Raw genomic sequence first — 19,520 nt, forward strand, 5'->3', positions numbered from 1 at the left:
TTGCCGGAAAACGCCGAGCGTGCGGGCCCTTTGCGGGCCGGCACGCCTGTCCGCTCCGGGACGGACAGGACCCCATCGGAAAACCACTGCAGGTCCGGCACCGGGAGGCCAACACCACTATTGCAACGCCAAGCGACCACCTGCCACGCACCGGAATTCCTTCCCTCACAAATCGCTATCTCATTTTGGATCCAATATCCAATATTAAATTATCAATGCCGGAAACTCCTTTCGCAGGAAGCTGCTTTCGCCTAAAACAACAGCAACAAGGGCATGGCATGATGAAGTTGAAATCTATGGACATTTCGGCGACTGCGTCAGCGTCGTCGATCATATTCGACGCCCTTCGCAAGGCGATAATCGAAGGACAGTTCCAGGAAGGCGAACCTTTGCGTCAGGACGAAATCGCAAAGCTGTTCAACACAAGCCGCATTCCCGTCCGCGAAGCCATCTCCCGGCTGGAGGAGCACGGGCTGGTCACCACCCAGCGCTACAAGGGAGCGGTTGTCGCCACCCTCTCACCGGCGGAAACCGCTGAGATATTCGACCTGAGAGCCTTGCTCGAACCGGACATTATCCGAAATGCCGTGCCCAATATGACCACAGACCTCCTGGCCGATGCCCGCCAAAAATGTGCCGCCTTTTCCATCTCTGACGATCCAATGACCTGGGGCGATCTGAACCGGGATTTTCACGAGACACTTTATGCGGCGAGCACCCTCTCCTACTTCAAGGACGTTGCCGCAAATGCGCTGGACCGTGTCGAGCGCCAAATCCGGGCACAGCTCCTGCTGACTGATGGCATGGCGCGCGCAGAGGCGGAGCATGTTGCAATCCTCGATGCCTGCGCGGCGGCGGATGCAGACCGCGCCGCGGACCTAACCCGCGCGCATATCCTGGGCGCAAAAACATCCCTTCTGCGAAAGCTGGCGGAAGGCCGGGACGGAGCTTGATCAAGCCCTTCCACCTCAACTGACCTGCGAATGCATTGATATTGCGGAATCAGACACGGATGAAGACTTCGGCAGCTTCTAAATTGGTCTGAACGGAACGCACGGTTTTAAACGGCCTGTCTACGTGCGGACAAATCCAGAAACGAGAACAGTAAGAGAACGTTTACCCTTGCAGAACACAATAAGAACAGGTAGTGTGTTCTTGATTTGTTTCACAAGCGCCGCGAGCGCGAGAGGATCTGCAGCAATGTTGACGCGCAAGCAGTACGAACTGCTCATGTTCATCCATGAAAGACTCAAGGAAACAGGCGTTCCGCCGTCCTTCGATGAGATGAAGGAAGCGCTGGATCTCAGATCCAAGTCCGGAATTCACCGGCTGATAACGGCGCTGGAGGAGCGCGGCTTCATCCGCCGTCTTCCGAACCGGGCTAGGGCGATGGAAGTTGTCCGCCTCCCCGATTCGATTGCGCCGGGTCTTGGCGCGCCGCGCCCGCGTGGCAGCTTTTCCCCTGAGGTCATCGAGGGCTCGCTCGGAAAACCGGAGCCCGCTAAACCGGCCCCTGAGCCGGAGACCAGCGGCATTGAAATTCCGGTCATGGGACGCATTGCTGCGGGCGTGCCGATCGAGGCCATTCAGACCCACAGCCACTCGATCACGGTTCCGCCGGAGCTGCTTGGCAAAGGCGAACATTACGCTCTTGAAGTGCGCGGCGACTCCATGATCGAGGCAGGTATTCTGGATGGCGACACGGTGCTCATCCGGCGCACAAGCACCGCGGACAGCGGCGACATTGTTGTCGCACTCGTGGATGACGAGGAAGCCACATTGAAGCGGCTGCGCAAAAAAGGTGCTTCAATCGCGCTGGAAGCGGCAAATCCGGCTTATGAGACCCGCATTTTTGGGCCGGGCCGGGTGCGCGTCCAGGGGCGCCTTGTGGCGCTGTTCCGGCAATATTGACGTGACTGGGTCCGGCGCGGGCAGCAGCTGGATCAAATGATGCGGTAGATGGAGCGGCGGACCCGGCCTGTGTCCCGAAAGACCGGGGAGGCGCTAACCCCAAGCGCTGAAGTCGGCAGGGGACCGAATACGGACTGATCGCCTCGACCAAAAGACGCGTTAATGCAGGGCCGGTGCCCCCGGGTCAGAAACGCCGTATGCCAGAAGAGTTATGGGTCTTTGGGTGCTCAAGCGAATTACCGCTGCTCTGTCACGCGGCGATGCTTGATTTCAATAGGCGGTAGACGGGCTGGCATCTTTACCGCGTTCACGCAAAAAAGCGGCGATTTGTTCACGCAAGCTCCTGTTGGTGACAGTGCCGTCCTTGTGCCAGGGCCGCTTTGGCGCTGACAAGGCAAAGCGCATCTTTGAGATATTTGACCGACCCCTGTTTGCGTCAGACACGCGTTCCTTCACCGGTTCGGTTTTGGCAGCAGACCGCGCTTGCATTTGTTCGGACGGACCGTATTGACCGCGGTCCGGCCGCGCCAGCCAGATCGAAATTGCTCCTTTTTCCCGCCGGAAAGGCCCATCAAAAACAAGCGCAGGGCAATTTTGCGGAGCGATCAGATCGGTCACGATCAAATCGGCACGATGACAATCCTCCCGAAGGGCTTCCGCAGTCTTTGGCTGAGAAATCAGGAGGTGGCTGCCGCCCCCGCCCACCGGAATGCTCTGGTGCGCAGAGTAAGCTGCCGTAATGCAGCCGCTTGCATCACATTTCCGCTGAGGCGATTTCATCTTGCGCGATTTGATCGTTTGCACACGTGATCCATCAGCCTGCAGCCAGACATCAGAAACAAAGGAAGAGCGGCTGTCCGACAATTTCAGAACCCCTTCTGAATCCCGTGCGGCAAGGCGCATACCGGTATCACTGATTTGAACGTCCGGAGGCCGGTGATCCCACAAGACCGCAGCTGCTGCGACAAACGGCCCGACGGCCAGCACGCGCCAGCGCCCTTGCGCCAGCAGCCCCAGAAACAAGCCGGTCATGAGCCAGAGCGTGGCGAACGCCGGCAGGTTTCCGATGGCACCGCTTCCCGCACTCAACGCGGCGGTGAACGCTGCGATCTCCATAAGGACCTCAAGAGCAAACGCCATGACAGCTAACGGCAGGCTGGCGAGCCCGAATGGCATCAAAACAAGGGCAAGCACTCCCATCGGCATGACAATGAGCGAGAATACGGGCATCCCGAGCAGGTTGCCGATCAATCCGTAAGGTGCTATCCGCCCAAAATGATAGGCCCCAATGATCCCGGTGGCCAGGCCAGCAACGGCGGCTGTCACGATAAGCCCTGCGGCCCATTTGCCGCAAAAGCGGATCACTTGTACGGGCAGCCCATGGGGCCGCCGGTTCCGCAGACGCTCGGAGGAGCGGTCGCGCCAGCCATCATAAACAGCAACAAGGCACACCACGGCGGCAAAAGACATTTGAAAGCCTGGGTGAAACAAGCGCTCGGGCGCAAGGAGCAGCAAAAACAGCGCCGCCAAGGCCACGCTGCGAAGCGTGAGGCCACGCCGGCCGGCCACCACGCCCAGAAAGACCAGTGCGATCATGAGAAACGACCGCTGGGTCGCCACCGACGCCCCAGAAATGACAAGATAAAAGACCGCAGCTGCCAATGCGGCTATGGCCGCCAGTTTGTGGATCGGCCATCGCACCGCAACCGGACCGATTGCGGCAAACACAAACAGGAGCACGCTGTAAGCGCCCCCTGCGAACAGCGCCATATGAAGACCCGATATGGCCAGGATATGGGCAAGTCCGGCAGCCCTGAGATCTTCTTCTTCCTGATCGCTAATGCCGTTCCGGTCTCCCACCAGAAGGGCGACAGCAAGTGCGGAGGATGGCCCTTCCTTGAGGCTCTCCCGGATTTGGCCGCTCAAGTACTGGCGAAACCGGTCAACCTTTCCGGCCAGATATATGCCCGTCGTTACGTCTTCGGCGGGAACCTTTCTGGGCGGACCATAGCTGTATCCGGTTGCCCCAAGCGTCTGGAAAAAAGCACGGAAGGAAAAGTCATATCCGCCCGGCATGACCGGTCCGGATGGCGGAAAAAGCCGGGCGCGGAGTGAGATCGTCTCGCCAACGGAATGAGTGCTTGCAGGCGGGACCCGGATACGGACTTTTTCGGGAAACCTGAGCGCTGCCGCCGGCACTTTGTTAATGGCCTCGACTTTAAGAACAAGGCGCGGGCCAGACACCCCGGCCTGACTACTGAGGACGGTTCCAACAAGCGCCGCGGTGACCGGCTCTGCAAGTTTTGGCCCGGCAACGAGATCCGACCGCAAAGCCCCCGCGCACACGCCTCCGAGTAAGGTCAACACCAGAAGAAGAGCCAGTGACCGCCCGTATCCGCAGAAATAGGCGGTTCCAGCGATTGCCGCCATCAAGGCTGCCACCGCCAGCCAGAGCGGTTCCTGCGGCAGAACCGCATAAAGGCCTATGCCGCCGCAGTAAGAAAAGGCGAGGCACAGCAAGCCTTTTTGATCCCAGAAGGCCTCCCGATCCCGCCCGGTCTGCACACTTTCCGCGCCCGTGCGCCCCGGCAGGAACCGGTCGATTGGTGAACGGGCTCGGGACCGGCCCTCAAAGGCGCCCGCAGGACCGGATATTTCAGTTGATTCAGAAAGGGGCTGGCCGTTGCGCGCACGGTTTATACGATCCACAGGCTGGGTGTTTGTCCCTCCCATCCCCTAGCCTTTCTGCCCGCGCCTTGACGAAAGGCGGAGCCCCCTATTTTGCCGCGTCAAAGCCTGTGCTAAGACCGCGCCACATCCCGAAGCGGCGCGTTAACAGCCCCGCTATTCTGACAGAGACAATCAAAAAGAACCATGGCTAAAGACATCGTTACGCGCTTCGCGCCCTCTCCGACCGGCTTCCTTCACATTGGCGGCGCCCGCACAGCCTTGTTCAACTGGCTGTTCGCCAAACATGCCGGCGGCAAGATGTTGCTCCGGATCGAGGATACCGACCGCGCTCGGTCCACACAGGAAGCCGTTGACGCCATCATGGACGGTTTGTCCTGGTTGGGGCTGGATTGGGATGGCGAGCCGATCTCCCAGTTTTCGAGACTTGACCGCCACAAAGAGGCCGTGGAAGCGATGCTCGCAAACGGGTCGGCCTACCGGTGCTATTCCACACCGGAAGAAGTCGATGCCATGCGTGAAAAGGCGCGCGCGGAGGGGCGCCCGCCCCGGTATGACGGAACGTGGCGCAACAAGGATGCTTCGGAAGCACCGGACGGGGTCGACCCGGTTATCCGCTTGAAAGCACCGGAAGACGGGGAAACCGTCGTTGATGACATGGTGCAGGGCCGTGTGGTCATTCCGAACAAGGATCTTGACGACTTCGTACTGATGCGCTCCGACGGGACACCCACCTACATGCTGGCGGTCGTTGTCGATGATCACGATATGGCCGTGACTCATATTATCAGAGGCGTCGATCACCTGACCAACGCGGCGCGGCAGACCCTGATTTTCAAGGCCCTCGGCTGGGACGTGCCGGCCATGGCGCATATTCCCCTGATCCATGGACCGGATGGTGCAAAACTGTCCAAACGCCATGGTGCGACCGGCGCCGAGGCCTACCGGGCCATGGGGTATCTGCCCCAGGCCATGCGCAACTACCTTGCACGCCTAGGCTGGAGCCATGGCGACGAGGAGATCATGGCGCTCAGTGACATGATCAAGTGGTTCGGGATGGATGCGGTTGGCCAGTCGGCTGCAAGGTTCGACTTCAAGAAACTGGAAAACCTGAACGGCCACTACATGCGGGCGACGGAAGATGCCGAGCTTCTGGACCACTGGAAGGTTTACTTGGCCCATGCCGACGGCGGCAAGGATGTGCTTGCATGGATGGCGGACGCCAAAAATGCTGCAACTGCGCTCACCGCCCTGCCCGGCCTCAAGGAACGCGCCAAGACGCTGGTCGAACTGACCGAAAGCGCTTCCTATCTGTGGCGGCCGCGCCCGCTCGACACAGACGAGAAGGCCGACAAAATCCTGAACGATGACGCCAAGGCCATTCTGGGTGACCTTCATGCAGTTCTGGAAGGTGTTTCCGGTTGGGCTGCGGAGCCTCTTGAAACGGCAGTCAAAGCCTATGCGGAGCAAAAAGAGCTGAAGCTGGGAAAAGTCGCCCAGCCGCTGCGCGCCGCCCTCACCGGCCGCGGTACGTCTCCGGGTATTTATGACGTTCTGATTGCACTGGGGCGTGATGAATCTCTTGCCCGCATCCACGATCAGGCCGCCAAATCCTGAAGTTATCCAGACGGTGAAGACGGCAAAAAACGAGGCCTGGTATGACGTTTACGTCAAACCCGGCCTCTTTGACCAAAGCGGTATGCCCGCCTGCTTGCGGCAGTGCGGCAAATGGGATAGGCAAGACGCGACCATTCCTCCAGCGCCGACCGGCTTTGTGGATCGGGTCTTCTTCTAAGGCCTGCCGTCCGGCGGTGCGATTGGATAACAAACAGGGGGTTTTCTGAATGGCCGACAACAACGCCAAGCTCCACGTTGGAAGCGGTGATCACGCTTTTAACGTCCTTGACGGATCCATCGGACCGTCGGTTGTGAACATCTCATCCCTTTACAAGGATACCGGGATGTTCACCTACGACCCGGGCTTCACCTCAACCGCGTCCTGCGAATCCAAAATCACTTACATCGACGGCGACGAAGGCACGCTCCTCTACCGGGGCTACCCGATCGAACAACTCGCCGACCATGGTGATTTCCTCGAAACTTGTTATCTGCTGCTTTATGGCGAGCTGCCGACGAAAGCTCAAAAAGACGACTTCGTAAATCGTGTGACCTATCACACGATGATCCATGAGCAGATGAACCGCTTCTTCGCCGGCTTCCGCCGCGACGCCCACCCGATGGCCATCATGTGCGGCACCGTTGGCGCCCTGTCTGCGTTCTATCACGACAGCACGGACATCACCGACCCGCATCAGCGCATGGTCGCCTCCCTGCGGATGATTGCGAAGATGCCGACGATCGCTGCCATGGCCTATAAATACCACGTTGGCCAGCCTTTCGTTTACCCGCGCAACAACCTCGACTACTCATCGAACTTCCTGCATATGTGCTTTGCGGTTCCTTGCGAGGAATACAAGGTAAACCCGGTCCTCGCGCGCGCCATGGACCGCATCTTTATTCTTCATGCAGATCATGAGCAGAACGCATCCACATCAACCGTCCGCCTGGCCGGTTCGTCGGGGGCGAACCCGTTTGCCTGCATTGCAGCAGGCATTGCCTGCCTTTGGGGCCCTGCACATGGCGGCGCCAACGAAGCGGCCCTAAGCATGCTTGCCGAGATTGGCTCCGTTGACCAGATCCCGGAATATGTGGCCCGTGCGAAAGACAAGAACGACCCGTTCCGCCTGATGGGCTTCGGCCACCGCGTGTACAAGAACTACGATCCGCGTGCCAAGATCATGCAGAAGACCTGTCACGAGGTTCTGGGCGAGCTCGGCATCAAGGATGATCCGCTGCTCGACATCGCGATGGAACTTGAGAAGATCGCTTTGAACGACGAGTACTTCATCGAGAAGAAGCTCTATCCGAATATCGATTTCTACTCGGGCATCACCCTGCGTGCGCTCGGTTTCCCGACCAACATGTTTACCGTGCTGTTCGCACTTGCACGGACTGTTGGCTGGATCGCACAGTGGAAGGAAATGGTGGAAGATCCGTCCCAGCGTATCGGCCGCCCGCGTCAGCTGTATACCGGAGCAACCCGCCGCGACTATACGCCGATCGATCAGCGGCGCTAAGCGCCGCAAATCTTCTGATTTTGCCAAACCCCGGATCATTGATCCGGGGTTTTTCGTTTCTCGATCAGAGCGGACCAACTCGCATTTGCTTTACCGCGCCCGCGACCAGCACATGAACCCCAGCGCTGCCGGACCGGATTGAAGGCCTTTGTGTTTCCAGCATATTGTGGCTAGCTGACGATTTAAGATCGCATGGGAGGGCAAATGGAGCCGCTTTGGTCACGTACGGCCGTTGAGCTTGCGGAGCAGATCCGGACCGGACAGACGACCGCTGTGGCCGTTGTGGAAGCATGTCTGGAACGCATTCGGTCCCTCGAACCCGTCATCAACGCCTGGGAGTATCTCGATCCTGAAGCGGCTCTGGCGCAGGCCCGCCAATGTGACCAATCCGCTCCTGCGGGTCCGCTTCATGGGGTACCGGTGGCGGTGAAGGACATCTTCGATACCTTTGACATGCCGACGGCTTACGGATCCTCGATTTACGCCGGGCATCGCCCGCAGACAGACGCCGAGAGCGTTGCGCGTCTGCGCGCTGCTGGGGCTGTCATTCTGGGAAAAACGGTAACGACCGAATTCGCAACGTTCTGTCCGGGAAAAACGTCGAACCCGCACAATCCGGCGCACACACCGGGTGGATCTTCCAGCGGATCCGCGGCCGCCGTCGCGGCCAGGATGGTGCCTCTGGCCTATGGTAGCCAGACCGTGGGGTCCGTTGTCCGGCCGGCGTCGTTCAACGGTGTTACCGGATTAAAAGCCGATTATGGACGGTTTAGCCTGAACGGGGTGAAGCCTCTGGCTCCGGCCCTGGACACGCTGGGCTTCTTTGCCCGGCGCGTTGACGATATTGCGCTGATCCTGAATGCGCTGGAGGGAAAAACGGCTGCGAGCCCGGAGCCAAAAGGGCTCCCGAACCCGAAAGTGGCGGTCATTCGAACGGCACATTGGGAAACAGCCGATCTAGCCAGCAAGCGGGCGCTGGAGGCCACGATGGACCGGCTGTCCAACGCAGGCGCAGTTGTGAGCGAACCGGACCTCCCACCGGACTTTGCAGATCTTGCCGACGTGCAAAACACGTTCTTCACTGCCGGCGCTGCACATAGCCTGAAAACAGAGTGGCAGGATCATCGGGACGAACTCAGTCCGCAGCTCCAAACGGTCATTTTGGAGGGGTTGCAGCAAAACAAGGCTGACCTTGCCGCTGCCGAAGAGGTTGCAGCGCGCTGCCGCCGCCACATGGACACACTGTTTGGCGGCACCGATTTCATCATCGCGCCAGCCGCTGTTGGCGAAGCTCCTGAAGGCCTTGAGAAAACCGGCGATCCGCTTTTCAGCCGGATGTGGACGGTGCTGCACGGCCCCTGCATCTCCCTACCCGGTTTTAAGGGCGACACAGGCTTGCCTGTCGGTGTTCAATTGATCGGCAAACGGGGCGGCGATGAAACCCTGCTTCGCTGGGCACGTTGGGTTGAGAATCTCCTGCCCGAACCGGACTGGCCGGATTGAAGCAGGCGGATGTCTCTAACTGAGTCACTTCGTTGCGAAAGCACGCTTATTGACCCGCCATCGTCACCTCAAACGAATTGGTTTGGCGAGGTGTTGAGGAGTTCCCAGGTCATTTTGCATTGTTCAGGCTGACGCTGCGCAACCCCGGCTGCCGATTCCCTGTTGAAATTGTGACAGTGTCGATTACAAGCATAAACACCCCGTAGCTATCCAGGGATAGGGACAAAGACACGCGCGGGGGGACGCGCAATAAACAAGAAGTGACACATGACCAAATCGAGAATTGTCCTGATTGACCGCCACCCGGGCCGGTCCGCACAAACGATTGGAGTCGCGCGGGAGCTGGGAACCGATCCTGCGCTGATCCACGAACCTTCGGTTGGCGTTGTCGGGACCAAAGGCGACAGTCAGTGCTATCTCGGCGTTGCCCGGAAAGTGGACGCCATTCACGAACATCTGAAATCGCGGATTGGGAGCGGGGACGGCCAGCTGAAGTACAGGCTCGTCCAGCCGGAGTACACAATCGCGACCTCCGACGGAATCCGCAATGGCACTCGCGAAATGCGCTATTCGCTCATCGGCCGTGAAGTGACCAATGATGGCCTGTGTGAGCACCTCGAGGCCTCCGGTCTTGCCGGAACCATCGCGGTTGTTGCGTGCGACAAGCCACCGGTCGGGACCATGGCGGCCGTATTGGAGCACAACGAACCGGCCATCATCATGTCGGACGGCACGATCCGCCCCGGCAAGGACCCGGAAACGGGCGAGATGCTGGACATCGTCAGCGCCTACCAGGTTGCAGCCCACCCGGACGAAGCGGTCCGGAACCGCATTGCCTGCAACGCCTGCCCTGGCATTGGCAGCTGCGGCGGCATGTTCACCTACAACACCATGCAGACCTTCATCGGTGTGGTCGGCCTGCAACCGCTCCACATGGTTGCCCCGCCCTCCGATGATCCGCGCCGCCTCGAAGAATTCCCGCAGCAGCTGGTCTCCTACCTTGCGGCGATGATGGAAAAGGGCCTTAAGCCGCGCGATATCGTGAAGCGCGATTCCCTGCGGAATGCGATCATTGTCGCCATGGCAATTGGCGGATCCACAAACGTTGTTCTGCACGTTCCGGAAATCGCCCGGGCTGCCGGTTATGAGCATTTCTGGCGCGATGTGATGACCCCGGAAGAGTTCAATCACCTGTCACAGCATGTGGTGCCGGTTCTGACCAATGCGCGACCCTATGGCAAATACTCGATGCTCGACATCGACCGGGTCGGCGGCGTTCAGGTCATCGTCAAGGAACTTCTGGATGCAGGCCTGTTGAATGGCGACATGATGACCTGCACCGGGCGCACACTGGCCGAACAAGTGTCGGATCTGAATGCCGCTGCGCCTGATGGCGACGTCATCCATACGGTTGCCGATCCCTTCAAGCCGACCGGCGGGCTCCGCATGCTCGGCGGGAACCTGTCTCCGGACTTCTCGGCAATCCTGAAGCTTGCCGGCGTTGAGGGCGGATTGGAAGACAATCTGTTCAAAGGCCGGGCGCGCGTGTTCGAACGCGAAGCCGGTCTGATCCAGGCGCTCGACGAAGCACCGGACAGCTTCCAGGACCATGACATGGTCATCGTGCGCTACGATGGGCCAAGCGGCGGTCCAGGCATGCCGGAAATGCTCGATCCGACCTCGCGCATCACGACCTTGTGCCGTGAGCGCGGCATCGTGATTGCTCTCATGACGGATGCACGCTTCTCGGGCGGCTCAGTCGGTCTGGTGATTGGTCACGTGGGTCCGGAAGCCGCCCTTGGCGGGCCGATAGCCTTTGTTGAAGATGGCGACGAGATCATCGTTGATCTCAACACAAACACCGTGAACTGCCCGGCGCTTGACGACGCAGCAACTCTGTCCGCGCGCAAGGCGGTCTGGGAAAAGGCTGTTGCCGACAATGGCGGCATTCATCCGAATTGCGGCACGGCGGACACCCGGTTGCTTCATCGCGCAAGGCATACCGCTGTTCCGGCAGTGCGCGGCGGCGGCCTGCATCCGAACCGCGAAGTCTGGGTGCGCGATCTGCGTCCGGCCGAGAAGTCGGGTTTTGAACCGCGCAACCGTCACCGGCAGGGATAGAACCAACCGACCGGGATGCCGATGAAAAGGCGGACCTTCGGATTACCAAAAAAGGCGGCGCCAACGCGCCGCCTTTTTTCCGTCTCCGGCAGTGCCTTTAGCCCAGTGCCTTCAGCATGTCGTGGGCAACAGCTTCGGAGCTTGCCGGGTTCTGGCCGGTGAAGAGGTTTCCGTCCTGGACGGAAAAGGATGCCCAGCTGTCTGCGCGCTCATAATGCCCGCCCTTACCTTTCAGCTCGTCCTCAAGCAAGAACGGAACGATGTTTGTCAGGCCAACCGCATCTTCCTCATCATTGCTGAACCCTGCAACTTTCCGGCCCTGAACCAAAGGCGCACCGTCTGATGTCTTGGCGTTCAGGAGAACGGCTGGTGCATGGCAGACCGCGCCAACAGGGCGTCCGGCATTGAACAAAGCCTCAATCAGGCCAATGGATGTCTTATCGCCTGTCAGATCCCACAAGGGACCGTGGCCGCCCGGATAAAACACGGCATCGAACTCGTCCGGATTGACATCCGATAGGACCACGGTCGAAGCGAGCTGATCTTGGGCGTCCTTGTCCGCATCGAAACGGCGGGTGGCGTCGGTTGCGGCCGATGGGTCGGAGCTCTTCGGATCAATTGGCGGCTGGCCGCCTTTCAGCGATGCAAGCGTGATGGCCGCCCCTGCGTCCTTGAACACATAGTAGGGCGCGGCAAACTCCTCGACCCAGAACCCGGTTTTCTCGCCTGTAGTTCCCAAATCTTCGTGACTGGTCAGAACCATCAGGATCTTCGGACCGGTTGTGTTCGGCATATCTGTCTCCTTGGGTTTTAAATACCGGCAAAACGCCGGGAGCCCTGGAGGTAGTTTGCTTGATCCAACTTTCCAACGGGGAGATATTGGATCATACTGTTATAATTTTTAGAACAATAGGGTCTTTCATGGATGTGTCCATCGAACAACTGAAAAGCCTTATGGTGTTCGCACAGGTGGTCAATCGCGGTACCTTCAGTGCCGCAGGCAAACACCTTGGCCTGTCCAGAGCCGTCGTCAGCTATCACATCAAGAAGCTGGAGACCCTCTATGGTCTGAAACTCCTGAACCGTTCGACGCGCAGGTTAAGCGTGACGGAGGCCGGACAGCAGCTTTACACGCATTGCGAAACCATCCTGCGGGAAGCACAAGCCGCGCAACATGTGGTGGAGAGGTTCAAGCATGAGCCGGAGGGGTCCTTACGCATTTCCTGTCCGGTCAGCATGGGGTTGGGACGCATGGTGCCTATCTTCAGCGCGTTCCGGAAAGCCTATCCAAAGATCAAGCTGAGTATCGATTTCACCGATGAGGTGGTCGATATCCTGAAGGGCGGCTATGACATTGCGTTCCGGGGCGGACGGCTCGAAAACTCAGATCTTCAAGCAACCAAACTCGCCACCCTGCACACCTGTCTTTGCGGGTCGCCCGGCTATCTGAACACATCATCCAGGCCAAAGACAATCGACGATCTGCAGCAGCATGAGTGGGTTGTCTATGAGCGGGCCCGGGAGATCGAGTTCACCCTTGAAAACGGACAATCGGTGCATTTCGAACCGTCCGGATCAATCGCAACCAACAATGCGGCAGCACGCACCGCATTTGTAGAGGCCGGTCTCGGTCTTGGGCGTATTCCCGCTTACGACGCCCTGCCCCGGATCGAGGATGGCAGGCTTGAAGCGGTTCTTCCAGATATCAAACTGCTGCCAATCGCGTTTTATGGCGTATTTCCGCCCGGCGCTTCGATGTCCAAAAACCTACGGCTTTTGCTGGACTTCTCAAAGCAGTCCCTTGCACAGAACTGAATCGCCCCCTCTGGCCTGCGCTCGCCCACGGGTAAATTTGCATAACTGCAAAGGGCTCGAAAAAATTGACAAGGCTGATTACGAGCTGTCTTTGGATGAATTGCACGCATCGATTGACGCAGCGGAACAGAAAGAGGTGCAAGTCATCTTTTTTCCCGATCTGCGTCATATCGGAAATTTTCCCCACCAAGCAGCTTAACCAAAATATATTGTGACTATTTCTCGCGCTAAGTTCGCCTCTTGATTCTAATGTCAAAACGAATCTAAAAAAACACCCTATTTTTAACGATGCATGTTAGAGTATAAATTCATATTTATTACATATCTACTATAAATATTGAAAATTAATAAAATTGAATTGATCATTTACAAATAATAAGGATACCTATTCTATATATTTACCTCAGAAACAACAGATGCTGTACCTACTCTGCTTCCTGAGGGTTTGAAATGAAATTTCCGAACGTTGCTTCCGACCTGAAACTTGGCAAAAAAATCGGCGGCAGTTTCGCAACTGTTGTGGCCTTGACCACCCTAGCAGGTGGTGTTGGCGCCTATAGCGTCCTGACCCTGGCCGAGCGGATGGACGTCGCGCGCCAATCAACATCGGCAATCGCTCAACTGCAAAACCTTGCCGGAAAACGCGAAGAATTCCTTTCGAGCGGCGACCTTTCGAGCGCGCAGACGGCAATCTCGGAGATTGATACCCTATCTGCCGAGTTAAATTCGTTGAATGCCCAACTGAACGGCGACCCGGTTGCGCAGACCCGGGTGACCGACGCCATGGCAGCCGTGAACGAGTTCAGAACAATATTTGAAAGCACCGTTACGCTGTCCGGCGCCCAGGATGACAAGCAACAGAGGCTCGAGGCGGCGCTTATGCGCCTTCGGCAACTTTCAGCAGAGATCCTGGACGAGGCAGAAAAGGCGCGCGCTGAATTTCAGCAGCAAGATACATTGGCCCGTGAAACCATTTATCTCGCCAATAAGCTCGGCCAATCGGCAGGCGGTATTCAGGAAGAGGCCCTGACACTTCAAAATCTGTTCAATGAATCGACGAACAGCACCCCCAAGCTCGAAGAAGTGAAGACCCGGATGGCAGCGCTTGTGCCTCAAGCCAAGCAGATGACCTCAAACAGTTTTCAAGGCATCGACAAGAACGTTGTCGAGTTGATTGCCAGCAAGACCGAGGAGATCGCGGTCCAGATCGACAAACTGTCGACCACCAAGGACTACATTGAGATCTTTGATTTGCGCGATGCGGCAAAAGCCGGCTTTGAAGAACTGGTGACTGCAACGAAGAACATCCGCACACAGGCCAACAAGGCGACCGATCAAGCCTATGGCGATGCGGCGGCCATCAACGAGAACTTCGCAACTGCAAACCTGATCGCCAGCAAGGCGCTGAAGCTTGAGGGGAACGCATCAGCGGTCAGCGCTGCCACGCTTCAGTTTTCGATAAAACCTGATGCGGCGGCGCAGGATGCGGTCAAGGCCGGATTGGCTGGCCTTCAGTCCATTGACTCCGATCTCATGATGGAAACCTTTGCCTTTCCAGTTATCGCAGAAAAGCTTGGCGGGGTCTCGGATGCGATTTCGGAGTTCGACAGCATCTTTTCGGAATATGCCGAGGGGCGTTACGCACTTGATCAGGAGATCGCCAGTCTGAAGGCCCTGTCTGGCGCCGTTCAGGCAGACATTACAGCGATTTCAGATGATCAAAGTGCCACAGCACAGCAATCAAGCAAAAATGCCTTGAGCACCATCACGATTGCCGTTCTCACAGCCTTGGGCGCCGGTATCGGATTGGCGCTTGCGCTCAACTTTGCGGTCACCCGTCCGTTGCGCAGAACCACGGAAACCATGTCACGGCTTGCGGAGGGCGACACCGATGTTGACATCGACGGCACACACCGCGGCGATGAAATCGGAGACATGAGCCGCACCCTTCAGGTGTTCCGCGATAATGCCGTGGAGCGCGTGCGCCTCCAATCGGAAACAGAGCGGGGCCAGGAGCGCCGGGCAGAACGCCAGGCTCAAATCGAGGCACTCATTTCGGACTTCCGGGAAAAGGCGACAGGTGTCTTGAGCTCGGTTGATGAAACCGCGCATACACTGGATGGCACTGCGCAGAGCCTCAGCGCGATTGCAAGCCAGAACTCCAGCCTTGCCGAAAGCACATACGGCGTCACGGACGAAGCAACGCAGAATGTGGAAACGGTTGCAAGCGCGGCGGAAGAACTGGCGGCTTCAATCCAGGAAATTTCCCGCCAGGTGAGCCAGACAACACAAGTCGTCAGCCGTGCGACCGAAGGCACACAGGTCACCAATGAGAAGGTTCAAAGCCTGTCGTCCGCAGCCACCAAAATCGGTGAAGTGGTGACCTTGATCCAGGCAATTGCCGAACAGACCAACCTACTTGCGCTGAATGCAACGATCGAGGCAGCCCGTGCGGGAGAAGCCGGGAAAGGCTTTGCGGTGGTCGCAGCCGAGGTAAAGGAACTGGCCACCCAGACATCCAAAGCCACGGAAGAAATCTCGTCTCAGATTTCCGCTATCCAGGGATCGACGCAAGAGGCCGTCGATGCAATCGAAAACATCACCCGGACCATGGAAGAGGTCAACGAATACACCTCAACAATTGCCGCAGCCGTCGAACAGCAAGGGGCGGCGACCAATGAGATCTCGGTGAATGTTCAAAAAGCAGCGGAGGGAACCGGTGCGGTCAAGACCAATATGTCGGAACTGTCGCAGGCCGTCGGACAAACCAGCGATTCTGCCACTCTCGTGCTGAGCGCTTCCGGCGAGTTGTCGCAAAAAACCGATCACCTGAAGCAGGAAGTCGCCCATTTTCTGGATAATGTTGCGAACGCCTAGCGCTGAACCAAGGTGAGATAAAGCACGATAAAGGGGCCGCACGGCCCCTTTATTTTGAGCTTCAGCGCCCTTTTGTCATGCCTTCTTCCGGGTTTCCAGCACACCAAGCACAACATCCGCTGCCGCAGCGCTCTGACTGTATCCCTCCGGCAAGCGCATCACTTCTTCAAGGCGTGACAGCTCCTTGAGTTGCGCCGTTCTTTCAGCACTGTCTGTGAGAAGTGATGTCAAATGGGCTGCAAGCACCGGGGGCTGAACGTCATCGTCCAGGAACTCCGGGATCGCCTTTGCCTCGAGTATGATGTTTGGAAGAACAAAAGACTCAACGCTTGCAAACTTGAAGAGCCGGTTGAGCTCCTTGAGCCGCCGGAAGAACCAGTCCACCTTGTAGGCAACCACCATGGGAACGCCCGCAAGTGCCAGCTCCAGCGTCACTGTGCCGGATGCTGCTAGCGCCGCATGCGCCTTGTGAAAGGCGTGCCGCTTGGCCTCCAAACCGGCCACGACGTCCGGCTTGACCCGCCATGTCTCAGCTGCCGATCGAATACGGTCTTCAAGATGCGGAACGGCGGGCAGCACAACCTTGAGGTCAGGATTGCCTTCTGCGGCCAGCGCTACGGTTTCCCCGAATACATCCATTAACCGGTCGATCTCGCTGCCGCGGCTGCCGGGAAGCACCAGCAAGGTTTTTTGATCCGCCGAAACCGGAAGCCTTTCCCCCGGTGCGGGCCGGAGATCGTCCACCATCTCACTCAAAGGATGGCCGACGTAATGGGTTCGCGGGCCCGATAGTCTTTCATGCACACCGGGCTCAAACGGGAGCAAGGCAAGCAGTTCGTCTACATAGACGCTCATTTTTCGTGCCCGGCCCGGCCGCCAGGCCCAGACGGATGGCGATACGTATCCGACAACCGGAATATGCGGTGCGCGTTTGCGCACGCGTTTGGCAACATTGTGGGTGAAATCCGGGCTATCGATGATGATGAGCACGTCAGGATCGGCCGCAATCACAGCATCAACTGTCTGATAGACCCGCCGGATGATCAGCGGCAACCGGGCCAAGACCGCGCTTAAGCCCATCACCGACACATCGGACATGTCGAAGAAGCTGGTCAACCCAAGTGCCGTCATGCGCTCTGCGCCGACGCCGCAATATCTGACACCCTCGCCAAGGCGGACATTCAGAGCCTTGATCAGCTCCGCGCCCAACTGATCACCGGACTCTTCGCCAGCGACAATACAGACCACCGGAGCTGGAGCGTTCATCTGTCACCGGGCTCCGCAGGGGGCGACCGGTCGATCCCGACAATGAAGAGGCCCGCCTTGTCGGCCTTGGCAAGGGTCTCCTCCTTATCCGCGATCAATCCCCCGCCAGCCTCAATAGCGATGCCGGACAAGCCAGCTGCAAGAGCAAGTTCGACGGTCCTCGGACCAACAGTCGGCAAATCCACCCGAAGATCCTGCGACGGCTTTGCCGCTTTGACCAGAACCCCTGCACGGCCCTTGGAGCGAACTCTTCCTGTTTGGCGCAAATCGGCGCATCTTTGAAGCATCGCATCCGTCCCTTCGGCGCCCTCCAGCGCGATGACCCGGTTGCCGACGGCAACCGCCGCCTGTCCGATATCGAGTTCGCCGAGACGGTCTGTTGCTCTCAGCGCAAGCTCCAGATCGCTCCAATCCGTATCCGCCGGCTGGACATTGCCCAAAACACCGCTGCTGGCCAGAAGCCCAGGTGCAACATCCTTTATCCCAACCACCTGATATCCTTCATCTTCAAACAGGCGAATAACCTTCGTCAGCAAGCTGTCATCGCCGCCGGCAAGCGCGCGAATGATCGTTGGGAGCCGTTTCAAGGTTCCAAGGTCGCCAAGGACAGCGCTGAAGTCTGGCCGTTTAGCAACGCCGCCGATCAGAAGGATCTCCCGGCAGCCGTTTTTCTTCAAGAATGCATATAGGCGCCCAATTTCGCCCCAGCCGAGTTCCGCAGACGCCCGTTTCCGGGTCCGCTCATCGGCTTCGCCTTTAATCGCAATCACCAGGGCCGCGCGGCCCGCCCGCTCAAGCTCGGCAAGCGCCTGCAACGGCAGCTGGCCGTTCCCCGCGATCAGAGCAACGGGCGTGCTGTCACCGGAAGAGGCCATAGCGTTGGCCACCGCCCTACTCGCTTCGCGGCGTGCAGTAACGGCCGTCTGCCTTTTCAAGGATGAAATCCGTTACCAGTTTGACGAGAGGCTGATCATCCGTCGCAGCCGCGATGGCCTCGGCACGGGTTCTGAGCGTTCCTTCACCGCTTTCAAACAGCTCCCGGTATGCCGCCCTCAAGGCATGGATCTGCTCGCGCGGAAAGTTTGCCCGCTTCAGGCCAACAAGATTTAGACCTTCCAGGCTTGCCCGGTTGCCGGTAACCATTCCAAACGGAATCAAATCGTTCTCCAGGCCCGCCATGCCGCCAACGAACGCGTTTCGCCCGATCCGGGTAAACTGAATAACGGCGGAGCCGCCGCCGAAGATCACATGATCTCCCACTGTCACGTGCCCGGCGATCATGACATTGTTCGACAGGATAACACCATCCCCAAGGTGGCTATCATGTCCGACATGGGAGTTGGCAAGAAACGCACAGCGGTTGCCGACCGTCGTTGACGATCCGCCGCCCTCTGTCCCGGCATTCATTGTGACACCCTCACGGATCATGCAGTCTTCGCCGATCCGCAATGTCGCGTGCTCGCCGCGGTACTTCAGGTCCTGAGCCTGGTGGCCGATTGAGGCGAACGGAAAAATCTGCGTGCGGTCCCCGATATGGGTATCCCCAGCCACCACCGCATGTGATTTGAGAACAACACCGTTCCCAAGAACAACATCACTGCCGACATGGCAAAACGGCCCGATTTGGGCGCCTTCACCGATACGCGCACCGTCTTCAATGATCGCTGTTGGATGTATCTCGGTCATCTCGCCTCACGCATCTATCAACATGGCGCTGACTTCAGCTTCCGCGACCTTGGCACCATCCACCAGAGCCACGGCATCGAACTTCCAGATATTCGACCGCTGTTTGATTTTCTTCACGTGAAAATGCACTTGATCGCCAGGCTCTACCGGTTTCCGGAATTTCGCCTTGTCGATTGTCATAAAATAGACGAGCTGGGGAGGCGCATCATCGCCGCGCGCGTGCACACACAAAGCTCCCGCTGTCTGCGCCATTGCCTCAATCAGCAAAACACCTGGAAAAATTGGCCGCTCGGGAAAGTGTCCGGTGAATTGCGGCTCGTTGATCGTGACATTCTTGATGCCGACACAGCTGTTGTCGCCATCCATGTCTACAATCTTGTCGATCAGCAAAAAAGGATAACGATGCGGCAGCAGTTTCATGATCCGCATGATGTCGGCGCTGCCGAGTGTTGTCTTTTCTGTTTCTTCCATGAACCGCCCCTTGGCCGTCAAAGCCCAAAAGTACTTTCTCGTTTA

At 58.1% G+C, this 19,520-nt stretch carries 14 protein-coding genes; 8 read left to right on the forward strand and 6 right to left on the reverse strand.

Annotation, left to right across the window (positions count from 1 at the left end; translation table 11 throughout):
- The first annotated feature begins 278 nt into the window (after positions 1-278).
- Positions 279-953 (forward strand): GntR family transcriptional regulator, encoded by a 675-nt coding sequence (locus tag E1180_RS12160; RefSeq protein WP_244314046.1) that lies wholly within the window; start codon positions 279-281, stop codon positions 951-953.
- Positions 954-1,200: 247 nt separating this feature from the next.
- Positions 1,201-1,911 (forward strand): transcriptional repressor LexA, encoded by a 711-nt coding sequence (lexA, locus tag E1180_RS12165; RefSeq protein ID WP_155191444.1) that lies wholly within the window; start codon positions 1,201-1,203, stop codon positions 1,909-1,911.
- 270 nt (positions 1,912-2,181) lie between these two features.
- Here lexA and E1180_RS12170 read toward each other — a convergent pair whose 3' ends face one another.
- A complete protein-coding gene (locus tag E1180_RS12170) occupies positions 2,182-4,620 on the reverse strand; it encodes a ComEC/Rec2 family competence protein (protein WP_196220583.1) in 2,439 nt (812 codons plus the stop codon).
- 165 nt (positions 4,621-4,785) lie between these two features.
- Here E1180_RS12170 and gltX point away from each other — a divergent pair, with 165 nt between their 5' ends.
- The 4 genes from gltX (at position 4,786) to E1180_RS12190 (ending at position 11,360) form a co-directional block, all read left to right on the forward strand.
- The gene (gltX, locus tag E1180_RS12175) at positions 4,786-6,216 is read left to right on the forward strand and encodes a glutamate--tRNA ligase (protein WP_155191446.1); all 1,431 of its coding nucleotides are present in this window, start codon (positions 4,786-4,788) and stop codon (positions 6,214-6,216) included.
- 227 nt (positions 6,217-6,443) lie between these two features.
- The gene (gene gltA, locus E1180_RS12180) at positions 6,444-7,736 is read left to right on the forward strand and encodes a citrate synthase (RefSeq protein WP_155191447.1); all 1,293 of its coding nucleotides are present in this window, start codon (positions 6,444-6,446) and stop codon (positions 7,734-7,736) included.
- Between the two features lie 204 nt (positions 7,737-7,940).
- Positions 7,941-9,239 carry an amidase gene (locus tag E1180_RS12185; RefSeq protein WP_196220584.1) on the forward strand — a complete coding sequence of 433 codons (1,299 nt, stop codon included), beginning with the start codon at positions 7,941-7,943 and terminating at the stop codon, positions 9,237-9,239.
- A 267-nt stretch (positions 9,240-9,506) separates the two neighbouring features.
- Positions 9,507-11,360 carry a dihydroxy-acid dehydratase domain-containing protein gene (locus tag E1180_RS12190; protein ID WP_155191449.1) on the forward strand — a complete coding sequence of 618 codons (1,854 nt, stop codon included), beginning with the start codon at positions 9,507-9,509 and terminating at the stop codon, positions 11,358-11,360.
- Between the two features lie 97 nt (positions 11,361-11,457).
- Here E1180_RS12190 and E1180_RS12195 read toward each other — a convergent pair whose 3' ends face one another.
- Positions 11,458-12,153 (reverse strand): type 1 glutamine amidotransferase domain-containing protein, encoded by a 696-nt coding sequence (locus tag E1180_RS12195; RefSeq protein WP_155191450.1) that lies wholly within the window; start codon positions 12,151-12,153, stop codon positions 11,458-11,460.
- A 128-nt stretch (positions 12,154-12,281) separates the two neighbouring features.
- Here E1180_RS12195 and E1180_RS12200 point away from each other — a divergent pair, with 128 nt between their 5' ends.
- Positions 12,282-13,175, forward strand: coding sequence for a LysR family transcriptional regulator (locus tag E1180_RS12200; RefSeq protein WP_155191451.1), 894 nt, complete (start codon positions 12,282-12,284; stop codon positions 13,173-13,175).
- A gap of 450 nt (positions 13,176-13,625) precedes the next feature.
- On the forward strand, positions 13,626-16,052 hold the full coding sequence (locus E1180_RS12205) for a methyl-accepting chemotaxis protein (protein ID WP_155191452.1): 2,427 nt from the start codon (positions 13,626-13,628) through the stop codon (positions 16,050-16,052).
- A 75-nt stretch (positions 16,053-16,127) separates the two neighbouring features.
- Here the strand turns inward: E1180_RS12205 and lpxB are convergent, their stop codons facing one another.
- Genes lpxB through fabZ form a run of 4 tightly spaced genes read right to left on the reverse strand, consistent with a single transcriptional unit; the run spans position 16,128 to position 19,475 of the window.
- On the reverse strand, positions 16,128-17,318 hold the full coding sequence (gene lpxB / locus E1180_RS12210; protein WP_155191453.1) for a lipid-A-disaccharide synthase: 1,191 nt from the start codon (positions 17,316-17,318) through the stop codon (positions 16,128-16,130).
- Positions 17,315-18,193 (reverse strand): LpxI family protein, encoded by an 879-nt coding sequence (locus E1180_RS12215; protein ID WP_155191454.1) that lies wholly within the window; start codon positions 18,191-18,193, stop codon positions 17,315-17,317. Before E1180_RS12215 ends, lpxB begins: the two co-directional genes overlap by 4 nt.
- A 16-nt stretch (positions 18,194-18,209) precedes the next feature.
- Positions 18,210-19,004: an acyl-ACP--UDP-N-acetylglucosamine O-acyltransferase gene (gene lpxA, locus E1180_RS12220; RefSeq protein WP_155191455.1), complete on the reverse strand. Its 795-nt coding sequence runs from the start codon at positions 19,002-19,004 to the stop codon at positions 18,210-18,212.
- 6 nt (positions 19,005-19,010) lie between these two features.
- Complete coding sequence (gene fabZ, locus E1180_RS12225) at positions 19,011-19,475, reverse strand: 3-hydroxyacyl-ACP dehydratase FabZ (protein WP_155191456.1); 465 nt, start codon at positions 19,473-19,475, stop codon at positions 19,011-19,013.
- Positions 19,476-19,520: the final 45 nt, after the last annotated feature.

This window comes from Roseibium denhamense (assembly GCF_009711415.1).
Classification (GTDB): Bacteria; Pseudomonadota; Alphaproteobacteria; order Rhizobiales; family Stappiaceae; genus Roseibium; species Roseibium denhamense.

What these genes read in the sequence shown, in the direction of transcription:
- E1180_RS12160 (WP_244314046.1), top strand. Translation starts at nt 279, where the DNA reads ATGATGAAGTTGAAATCTATGGACATTTCGGCGACTGCGTCAGCGTCG.
- lexA (WP_155191444.1), top strand. Translation starts at nt 1,201, where the DNA reads ATGTTGACGCGCAAGCAGTACGAACTGCTCATGTTCATCCATGAAAGA.
- gltX (WP_155191446.1), top strand. Translation starts at nt 4,786, where the DNA reads ATGGCTAAAGACATCGTTACGCGCTTCGCGCCCTCTCCGACCGGCTTC.
- gltA (WP_155191447.1), top strand. Translation starts at nt 6,444, where the DNA reads ATGGCCGACAACAACGCCAAGCTCCACGTTGGAAGCGGTGATCACGCT.
- E1180_RS12185 (WP_196220584.1), top strand. Translation starts at nt 7,941, where the DNA reads ATGGAGCCGCTTTGGTCACGTACGGCCGTTGAGCTTGCGGAGCAGATC.
- E1180_RS12190 (WP_155191449.1), top strand. Translation starts at nt 9,507, where the DNA reads ATGACCAAATCGAGAATTGTCCTGATTGACCGCCACCCGGGCCGGTCC.
- E1180_RS12195 (WP_155191450.1), bottom strand. Translation starts at nt 12,153, where the DNA reads ATGCCGAACACAACCGGTCCGAAGATCCTGATGGTTCTGACCAGTCAC.
- E1180_RS12200 (WP_155191451.1), top strand. Translation starts at nt 12,282, where the DNA reads ATGGATGTGTCCATCGAACAACTGAAAAGCCTTATGGTGTTCGCACAG.
- E1180_RS12205 (WP_155191452.1), top strand. Translation starts at nt 13,626, where the DNA reads ATGAAATTTCCGAACGTTGCTTCCGACCTGAAACTTGGCAAAAAAATC.
- lpxB (WP_155191453.1), bottom strand. Translation starts at nt 17,318, where the DNA reads ATGAACGCTCCAGCTCCGGTGGTCTGTATTGTCGCTGGCGAAGAGTCC.
- E1180_RS12215 (WP_155191454.1), bottom strand. Translation starts at nt 18,193, where the DNA reads ATGGCCTCTTCCGGTGACAGCACGCCCGTTGCTCTGATCGCGGGGAAC.
- lpxA (WP_155191455.1), bottom strand. Translation starts at nt 19,004, where the DNA reads ATGACCGAGATACATCCAACAGCGATCATTGAAGACGGTGCGCGTATC.
- fabZ (WP_155191456.1), bottom strand. Translation starts at nt 19,475, where the DNA reads ATGGAAGAAACAGAAAAGACAACACTCGGCAGCGCCGACATCATGCGG.